This is a genomic window from Paenibacillus glycanilyticus (genome assembly GCF_051200795.1).
GTDB lineage: Bacteria > Bacillota > Bacilli > Paenibacillales > Paenibacillaceae > Pristimantibacillus > Pristimantibacillus glycanilyticus.
In genome coordinates this window covers 192,793-202,500 of the sequence record NZ_CP195155.1, presented here as the reverse complement: position 1 = coordinate 202,500, position 9,708 = coordinate 192,793, and the positions used below count along the sequence as shown (strand labels likewise).

Below are 9,708 nucleotides of genomic sequence, written 5' to 3'. Positions count from 1 at the left end.
ACACGAACTTCATCGCTAATGCTTAGATTCTTAATGCCAATGATGGCGGAAAGCTGGAACCTGAACCAGCGAGTGAAGCAAATGCCAATTACCTTACGACTTTCTGCTTCTCGCGCAGCGCACGCTGGATATCCCGTTGCGCATCGCGCTTCGCGGCCGTATCGCGCTTATCGTATTGCTTCTTACCTTTACCAAGACCAATCAAAAGCTTCGCGTAGCCGTTACGCACGTAAATCTTTAGCGGCACGATCGAGTAGCCCTCTTGCTTGGATTGGCCGAGCAGTTTGTGAATTTGCTGCTTGTGGAGCAGCAGCTTCCGAGCGCGGGTCGGATCAGTCGGATTATGGCGGTTGCCCTGTTCAAAAGGACTGATATGCATGTTATGAATAAACATCTCGCCATTCCTGATCGTTGCAAACGCATCGCTAATATTCGCTTTCCCCATGCGGAGAGCCTTGATCTCCGTGCCCATCAGCACGATTCCCGCTTCATACGTATCCTCAATGAAGTAATCATGGGAAGCTTTTTTGTTTTGAGCGAGCTGTTTGCCGTCATTTTTTTTAGCACCCACAGCGGTTCACCTCATTTTCGTTTACGCATTCCAATAGAGAAGCGTTATTAGGAATACATTGTAACAACTTTATAATTCTAAAGCAAGACTCGAAAATACATCGCTTACATAAACAAAAAAACCGCCCCGTTAAGGGCGGTCTTCGTTCGTTAAATTAAGCTATTACAGCTTAACAACGTTCTCAGCTTGTGGTCCGCGGTTGCCTTGAACAACGTTGAACTCAACGCGTTGGCCTTCTTCAAGAGTCTTGAAGCCTTCGCCAACGATTGCGGAGAAGTGTACGAATACGTCATTGCCGCCTTCAACTTCGATGAAGCCGAAACCTTTCTCAGCGTTGAACCATTTAACTGTACCTTGTTGCATGTGTATTACCTCCAAAAATGTATTAATATGCGCCTATTTCGTATCGAAACAAAAAATTCACACATTGAAAAAGGTCCATGACTTAAATGACACCCTTTTCAATATGTGAATTCAGGTTCATATCATCAATTGCTTTGAGTGTACTATACCCAAAATCAAAAATCAAGCGACAAGCTTAAATATATTTTCCCAGCTTATTCAAGGAAAACGGCGCTGCTTCTCCGCAGCCTGCGCCCCGTCTTGCAGCGCCGTTATTTAGAGTTATAGTACGTTTGTCATGTTAAATATTTATTTACGTTTCTTGCGGACAAACGCTGCTGTGGAATTGCCGCCGCCATTCCCGCTACCGCCGCCGCCATTTCGTTTCTTCTTTTTATTTTTCCCTTCCTCGCCGGAATTATTCGTTCCGCTCGAAGAATTCGAACCTTGCGGTGATCTTCCGTCGCTGCGCTGACCTCCGCCGCCTCCGCTGCGGTTGCCCCGGCCGCCGCGCCTGCCGCGGCCGCCATCAAAGACCGAGCCTTGATCCGGGTCTTCGCCCGTATCGGCGTCTCTGCCGCGGCTGCCGCTAATCGGCAGCCCCCACATATCCGTGCGCGGCCTTGCCCCGCGCACTTGACGCCCTTGCTCGAGCGGCTTCGCCTGCTCTTGCCAAGGCGAGCGCTCCGCCGCGCCTTCGGCCGCGCGGCTCGCGCCCCCGGCCGCTCCGCGGTCAGCGCCTCCGCGCTTCCGCTTCGCGTTTCCTTGCGCGCCGCCATGCTCGGCGCGCTGAACATCTCCGCGGCCGCCCTTGCCAGGGCCGCGATTACCACGCTCGCCGCGCGCTTCGCCGCCGCGGCCGCCTTCCTTCCCGCGGCCGCCTTTTCCGCCGCCGCGTCCAACTACCGCGCCCGTGTCCCCGCCGCGGCTGAAACCTCCGCGCTTGCGGCCGCCTCCGTTGCGCGCGCCAAATCCTGCATCCGCTACGCCACGGAAATCGCTGCGCGGCTTCATGTCCACCATCTCGAAATCGATGGTGTAATCGTCCATGTTCACCTGCGCCACGCGGATTTTCACTTCATCGCCGATGCGGTATACCTTAGAAGTACGCTCGCCGATCAGCACCATATGAAGCTCGTGGAAGTGGTAATAATCATCCGTCAAACCGCTCAGCCGTATAAGGCCTTCCACCGTATTATCCAATTCGACAAACATGCCGAAGCTTGTCACGCTGCTGATAATGCCGTCGAATTCCTCGCCGACTTTGTCCAGCATGAATTCGCACTTTTTGAGCTTATCCGTATCCCGTTCCGCATCAACCGCCACGCGTTCGCGTTCGGAGGAATGCTGCGCGATGTCCGGCATGCGGGCCGCCAGCGCCTCGTTTCGTTTTTCCGGCAATGCCCCGCCGTTCTCGAGAACTTCGCGGATAACCCGGTGAATCACTAGATCCGGATAACGCCGGATCGGCGATGTGAAGTGGGAGTAGAACTCCGCCGCAAGCCCGAAGTGGCCGAGGCTTTCCGCATCGTATTTCGCCTGCTTCATGGAGCGAAGCATCACGGTCGAAATAACCGTCTCTTCCTTTGTGCCGTGGATCTCTTCAAGAAGCGTCTGCAAGGCGCGCGGGTGAACCGAATTGCCCTTGCCTTTTACCACGTAACCGAAGTTCGAAGCGAATTGCATGAAGTGAAGCAGCTTCTCCTGATCGGGATCCTCGTGAATCCGGTACAGGAACGGCACGCGGAGCCAGTGGAAATGCTCGGCTACCGTTTCGTTCGCCGCAAGCATGAACTCCTCGATAATCATTTCCGCAATGGAACGCTCGCGCTTGATAATATCAACCGCCTTGCCTTCCTCGTCCACGATCACCTTCGATTCCTGGAAATCAAAGTCGATGGCGCCGCGCTTCATCCGTTTCTTCCGAAGCTTCATCGCAAGCTCTTCCATCAGCGTGAACATGCCCAGCAGGTCGGCGTAACGTTCCTTCAGCTCTGTCTCCGGCTCTTCTTCGGTGGCCGTCAAGATCTTGCGCACATTCGTATAGGTCATGCGCTCTTTCGTCTTAATAACGCTTGTAAAAATATCGTGGCGAACGCGCTTCAGCTTGGAGTCAAACTCCATCTCGCAGGAAAGCGTCAGCCGGTCAACCTGAGGATTCAGCGAGCAAATCCCGTTCGACAAACGGTGCGGCAGCATCGGAATAACCCGGTCTACCAGGTAAACGCTGCATCCCCGGCGGAAAGCTTCCTGGTCAAGCTCCGAACGCTCCTTCACGTAGTAGCCGACATCGGCGATATGAACGCCAAGCAGATAGTTGCCGTTCTCCAGCCGCTTCACATGAACCGCGTCATCAAGGTCCTTCGCGTCTTCGCCGTCAATCGTCACAATCACTTCTCCGCGAAGATCGCGGCGGCCTTGTTCAACAATCTCTTCCTCGGTAATGGAGTCCGGAGCCGCCTCGGCCTCGGCCATCACTTCATCCGAGAAGCCCTCGGGCAGCTGATGCTTGCGAATAATGGACAAAATGTCGATGCCCGGATCGTTCTTATGTCCGAGAATTTCGATAATTTCGCCTTGCGCCGCAGACCGTCCTTCCGGATAGGAAGTAATCTTTACGACCACCTTCTGACCGGTTACCGCCCCTTGAAATTCACCCTTCGGAATAAAAATATCCCGGTTAATCCGTTTATCATCCGGAACTACAAAGCCAAATGCCTCATGGCTTTCGAACGTGCCCACTACCTGCGTAACGGCACGCTGCACAATGCGGACGACCTCGCCTTCCATCCGGCCTCCGCCTTCGCTTTGCGAAGTAATGCGCACCAGCGCGATATCGCCGTTCATCGCGCTCTTCTGATCGTTTGCATGTATGTAAACATCAGGATGATCCTTCTCGTCAGGCAGCAAAAACGCGAAGCCCTTCGCGTGCGCCTGGATTTTCCCTCTTAGCAGGTTCATACGCTCCGGAACGCCATAGCGTTCATTGCGCGTCCGAATGACTTTGCCCTCTTCCTCGAGCTGATTAAGCAGCTTCAGGAATTCTTTAAACTCCGCCGCATCGTTAATGCCGAAATGTTGTTCCAGCTCCTGATAAGTCATCGGCTTGTAGGCCGTTTCCCGCATAAAATCAAGCAGTTCCTGCTCTTGCATCATAGTTTTCCTTGTCACCTCATACACCGGAGGCTTTCCCTACCGCCATCCAGCTACCGGTTGATAGATTATCATATACCGTTTAGTATACACGAAATCATTCCTTAGCATCCGTAAAAGACCGGAAAAAACAAAAAAACGGAGGTCTCCCTCCGTTTCTGAGTACGAATCGTAATGATTTACACTTTAACTACGTATGCTACAACCAGCGCCAGGATAAAGAACCCGCTCGCCAGCCCTACTGTCAAACGCTGAAGGAACAAGTCCAAACCGCGCGCCTTCTGCTTACCGAACAAGTGCTCAGCACCGCCAGTAATCGCCCCGGACAATCCAGCGCTTTTCCCTTTTTGCAGCAATACAACTGAGATCAAGCCGATTGCAAAAATAACGAGCAAAATCTTCCAAAAGATTTCCATTTGATCCACCTCCAGCATAGGAGCTCCGTTAAACACATAAATTGATTTTATCATAGGAGGACAAGTAATTCAATAGTTTCAAATATCGGCGTGAATTCCATTAAACAGCAAAAAAGGCATCCCCTCACCGGGATGCCTTTTTACCTATTGCCAAAAAACTTATTTGAAGTTTTTCAGGTTGTAGAATGCCGATTTGCCTGCATATTGAGCAACCGAACCGAGTTGGTCTTCAATGCGGAGCAATTGGTTGTATTTCGCTACGCGGTCCGTACGGGACGGAGCGCCTGTTTTGATCTGGCCAGCGTTTGTAGCAACCGCGATGTCAGCGATTGTGCTGTCTTCGCTTTCGCCGGAACGGTGGGAGATAACCGCTGTGTAACCAGCGCGTTTCGCCATTTCGATCGCGTCGAATGTTTCAGTAAGCGAACCGATTTGGTTAACTTTAACGAGGATGGAGTTACCCACGCCTTTTTCGATACCGTCAGACAGACGCTCTGTGTTTGTAACGAACAGGTCGTCACCAACGAGCTGTACTTTGCCGCCGAGTTTGTCAGTGAGCAATTTCCAACCTTCCCAGTCGTCTTCGGAGCAGCCGTCTTCGATTGTGATGATTGGGTACTTCTCAACCCACGAAGCAAGCAGGTCAACGAATTCCGCGGAAGTGAAGGATTTGCCTTCGCCTTCGAGGTGGTATTTGCCGTCTTTGTAGAACTCAGTGGAAGCTACGTCCATGCCGAGGAATACGTCAACGCCCGGTTTGTAACCAGCACGCTCGATAGCGGAGATGATTGTTGTGATCGCTTCTTCGTTGGAACCAAGGTTAGGAGCAAAGCCGCCTTCGTCGCCTACCGCAGTGTTCAGGCCTTTGTCTTTCAGAACCGATTTCAGGTTGTGGAAGATTTCAGCGCCGATGCGAAGAGCTTCTTTGAAGGTTGGAGCGCCAACCGGCAGAACCATGAACTCTTGAACGTCAACGTTGTTGTCCGCATGCTCGCCGCCGTTGATGATGTTCATCATTGGAACTGGCAGCGTTTTTGCGTTGAAGCCGCCGAGGTAAGTGTACAGGGACACGTTCAGCGCGTCAGCCGCAGCGCGTGCAACAGCCATCGATACAGCCAGGATTGCGTTAGCGCCAAGCTTAGCTTTGTTAGGCGTACCGTCAAGCTCGATCATTTTGCGGTCGATTGCTACTTGATCAAGAGCGTCCAGACCGATGATTTCAGGTGCGATAATCGCGTTTACGTTCTCAACCGCTTTTTCAACGCCTTTGCCCAGGTAACGGCCTTTGTCGCCGTCGCGAAGCTCAACAGCTTCGTAAGCGCCAGTGGATGCGCCGGATGGTACGATTGCGCGGCCTTTGCCGCCGGATTCCAGGGATACTTCTACTTCTACAGTTGGATTCCCGCGGGAATCCAGCACTTCGCGTGCGTAAACGTCAACGATGATAGACATTTGAGTAACACTCCTTCAGTTAAATTATTTATAGGGTTGAAGCATGGAAAACAAGCTGTATTGATTCTACCTTGAAACTTACTTCTGAATCAATGTTGTACCTGTCATTTCGGCTGGTTTAGCCAGCTGGAGCAAATCAAGAACCGTTGGAGCCAGGTCAGCCAGAATGCCGCCTTCGCGAAGCTCTCCGCCAGCCACTGTAACGATACAAGGAACCGGGTTCGTCGTATGCGCGGTGAACGGACGCCCGTTCTCGTCGAATACCATATCCGCGTTGCCGTGGTCAGCCGTAATGATCGCCACGCCGCCTTTTGCAAGGACAGCTTCCACCACTTGACCCAGACATTCGTCGGTTGCTTCAACTGCTTTGATTGTCGGCTCCAGCATGCCGGAGTGACCTACCATATCAGGGTTAGCAAAGTTAAGAATGATCGCGTCATGCTTATCGGCTTCGATCTCTCTCACCGCTGCCGCCGCAACCTCGTACGCGCTCATTTCCGGCTGCAGGTCGTAAGTTGCAACCTTCGGCGAATTGATCAGTACGCGAGTCTCGCCCGGAAGCTCAACATCGCGGCCGCCGCTGAAGAAGAACGTGACATGCGGGTACTTCTCGGTTTCGGCAATGCGGAGTTGTTTCTTGTTGTTTTGAACAAGCACTTCGCCAAGGGTATTATCCAGGTTCTTAGGGGAGTACGCCACATAACCGCCGATTGTCTCGCTGAACAGCGTCAGGCAGACAAAATGCAGGTTTTTCGGGCATTTCTCGCCACGGTCGAAGCCGCGGAAATCTTCATTGGTGAATACTTGGCCAAGCTGAATCGCACGGTCGGGACGGAAGTTGAAGAAGACGATGGAGTCTTCCGATTCAACCAGGCCTACCGGCTCATCGTTCTCTCCAACGATAACCGTTGGCATAACGAATTCATCATAAACGGATTTTTCATAGGATTCAACTACAGCCTTGATAGGATCCGTGTATTTAGGACCTTCGCCGTAAACCATGGCGCGGTACGACTTCTCCGTACGCTCCCAACGCTTGTCGCGGTCCATTGCGTAGTAACGGCCTTGAACGGTAGCGATCTGGCCTACGCCCACTTCTTCAATCTTCGCTTGCAGCTGTTCCAGGTAACCCTTCGCACTGTCCGGAGCAACGTCGCGGCCGTCGAGGAAGGCATGAATGAATACTTCGTTCAGCTCCTCTTTCTTAGCCAGTTCCAGCAGAGCAAACAGATGAGCAATGTGGCTGTGTACGCCGCCGTCGGACAGCAGGCCGTACAGGTGAAGCTTCTTGCCGTTCGCTTTCGCGTGGCGAACCGCCCCAAGAAGCGTCTCGTTATCGAAAAATTCGCCGTCGCGGATCGACTTCGAGATGCGAGTCAGATCCTGATATACGATACGGCCAGCGCCGATGTTCAAGTGACCAACCTCGGAGTTGCCCATTTGGCCATCCGGCAAACCTACTGCTTCGCCGGAAGCCGTAAGGGTTGTATGCGGATAAGTCGACCAGTAGCGGTCGTAGTTTGGTTTTTTCGCTTGCGCAACGGCATTGCCGGTTACGTCGTCGCGAAGGCCAAAGCCGTCGAGAATAATCAGTGCAACTGGTTTCGGAGCCATCTTACTTGGCCCCCTCAACGAGTGCGATATAGGAAGCAGGTTCAAGCGATGCGCCGCCGACAAGAGCGCCGTCGATGTCCGCTTGTCCCATGTATTCCGCAACGTTGTTAGGTTTTACGCTGCCGCCGTATTGGATACGAACCGCATCAGCCGTTGCCGCATCATACAGATCAGCAACTACGCTGCGGATGTAGCCGATAACGTCCTGCGCGTCTTCGGAAGTCGATGATTTGCCTGTGCCGATCGCCCAGATTGGCTCATAAGCGATAACCACTTCAGCTGCTTGCGCAGCCGACAGGCCTTGGAATGCCGCTTCGGTCTGCACTTTGCAAACATCCTTCGTTTGGTTAGCTTCGCGCTCTTCGAGCTTTTCGCCCACGCAAACGATTGGCGTAATGCCGTGTTTGAATGCCGCATGCATTTTTTTGTTAACGATCTCGTCGGTTTCAGCGAAGTAAGCACGACGCTCGGAGTGACCGATAATGACATACTTCACGCCAAGATCCTTCAGCATAACGCCGCTGATTTCGCCCGTGAACGCACCGTTGTCTTCGAAGTGCAGGTTTTGCGCGCCGATTGCGATCGCCGTGCCTTTTGCCGCTTCAACAAGCGCAGGAAGAGTAGTGTAAGGAGCGCAAATGACGCTCTCTACGCCAGCAACCTCAGCCTTGCCTTTTACTTCGGAGAAGAACGATACAGCTTCGGAAACGGTTTTGAACATTTTCCAGTTACCTGCAATAATAGGTGTTCTGCTCATCGTATATTCCCTCGTTTCTAAAATTATATATTTCTATCTTATTTATCGTTAAGAGCTACAACGCCCGGAAGTGCTTTGCCTTCCATGAATTCCAGGGAAGCGCCGCCGCCAGTGGAGATATGGTCCATTTTGTCTGCCACGCCGAATTTCTCTGCAGCCGCAGCGGAGTCGCCGCCGCCGATTACCGTGTAACCAGCTGTTTCCGCACATGCGTTAGCAACCGCACGAGTACCGTGGGAGAATGGTTCGATTTCGAATACGCCCATTGGCCCGTTCCAAACAACCAGCTTGGAGTTTTTGATAACGTCAGCGTAAATCTCGCGAGTTTTAGGACCGATGTCGATGCCTTCCCAGTCAGCAGGGATGCCGTCAACGTCAACGATCTTCGTGTTTGCGTCTTTGCTGAACTCGTCAGTAATAACGATATCAACAGGGATCAGGAAGTTTTTACCCAGCGATTTTGCTTTCTCGATGAACTCAAGAGCCAGATCCAGCTTGGAGTTGTCAACGAGCGATTGGCCGATTTCATGGCCTTGCGCTTTGAAGAAGGTGTAAGACAAGCCGCCGCCGATGATGATGTTATCAGCGATCTCGATCATTTTGTTGATAACGTCGATTTTGTCTTTTACTTTCGAACCGCCAACGATTGCTGTGAAAGGACGCTCAGGGTTGTTCAGCGCTTTGCCGAGAACATCAAGCTCGCGTTCCATCAAGAGACCCGATACTGCAGGCAGGTAGTGCGCAATGCCTTCTGTCGAAGCGTGGGCACGGTGAGCGGCGCCAAACGCATCGTTTACGAACAGATCAGCCAGCTCGGCGAATTGCTTAGCCAGTTCCGGATCGTTCTTTTCTTCGCCCGCATGGAAACGAACGTTCTCAAGCAGGAGTACGTCGCCATTGTTCAGCGCGTTAACTTGTGCTTTCACTTCTTCACCAACGGAGTCGTTAGCTTTTACAACCGGTTTGCCAAGAAGCTCGGACAGACGTACGGCAGAAGCTGTGTGACGCAGTTCTTCAACCACTTCACCGTTTGGACGGCCAAGGTGGCTCGCGAGGATTACTTTAGCGCCTTTTTCGATCAGATAGTTGATCGTAGGAAGCGTTTCGCGGATACGCTTGTCGTCAGTAATTTTGCCATCTTCGAGTGGTACGTTGAAATCGACGCGTACAAATACGCGTTTGCCTGCTACTTCTACGTCACGAACACTTTTCTTATTCAATGGTGTTGCCTCCCTGATTATGAAGTTGAAAGCATATATGAGATAAAGCCTATAACAGCAGCAAAAAAGGCGTTCCTTCTCGCAAGAAGGAACGCCTTCGCCTAATATCCACTTAAGTGGAGCCGCAGACTAAGCGTATCCCGGAGCGTCAAGCTCCGGGACGAAAGCGTTCCATGCAATTGT

General features: G+C 52.2%; 8 protein-coding genes. All 8 read right to left on the bottom strand.

Annotation, left to right across the window (positions count from 1 at the left end):
- Positions 1–88 precede the first annotated feature (88 nt).
- Positions 89–571, bottom strand: a complete 483-nt coding sequence (gene smpB, locus ACR9FF_RS01040; RefSeq protein WP_116394244.1) for an SsrA-binding protein SmpB — start codon at positions 569–571, stop codon at positions 89–91.
- Positions 572–733: 162 nt separating this feature from the next.
- Positions 734–934 carry a cold-shock protein gene (locus ACR9FF_RS01035; RefSeq protein WP_012772186.1) on the bottom strand — a complete coding sequence of 67 codons (201 nt, stop codon included), beginning with the start codon at positions 932–934 and terminating at the stop codon, positions 734–736.
- A gap of 288 nt (positions 935–1,222) precedes the next feature.
- Entirely contained in the window at positions 1,223–4,069 is a 2,847-nt protein-coding gene (gene rnr / locus ACR9FF_RS01030) for a ribonuclease R (protein ID WP_435168295.1), read from the bottom strand.
- Positions 4,070–4,245: 176 nt separating this feature from the next.
- Complete coding sequence (gene secG / locus ACR9FF_RS01025; RefSeq protein ID WP_116394246.1) at positions 4,246–4,482, bottom strand: preprotein translocase subunit SecG; 237 nt, start codon at positions 4,480–4,482, stop codon at positions 4,246–4,248.
- 159 nt (positions 4,483–4,641) lie between these two features.
- Complete coding sequence (gene eno, locus ACR9FF_RS01020; RefSeq protein WP_116394247.1) at positions 4,642–5,934, bottom strand: phosphopyruvate hydratase; 1,293 nt, start codon at positions 5,932–5,934, stop codon at positions 4,642–4,644.
- A gap of 78 nt (positions 5,935–6,012) precedes the next feature.
- The gene (gene gpmI, locus ACR9FF_RS01015) at positions 6,013–7,548 is read right to left on the bottom strand and encodes a 2,3-bisphosphoglycerate-independent phosphoglycerate mutase (protein WP_127498583.1); all 1,536 of its coding nucleotides are present in this window, start codon (positions 7,546–7,548) and stop codon (positions 6,013–6,015) included.
- Between the two features lies 1 nt (position 7,549).
- Positions 7,550–8,305 (bottom strand): triose-phosphate isomerase, encoded by a 756-nt coding sequence (gene tpiA, locus ACR9FF_RS01010; protein WP_435168291.1) that lies wholly within the window; start codon positions 8,303–8,305, stop codon positions 7,550–7,552.
- Positions 8,306–8,343: 38 nt separating this feature from the next.
- Positions 8,344–9,525, bottom strand: a complete 1,182-nt coding sequence (locus tag ACR9FF_RS01005) for a phosphoglycerate kinase (protein WP_127498588.1) — start codon at positions 9,523–9,525, stop codon at positions 8,344–8,346.
- Between the last annotated feature and the right edge of the window lie 183 nt (positions 9,526–9,708).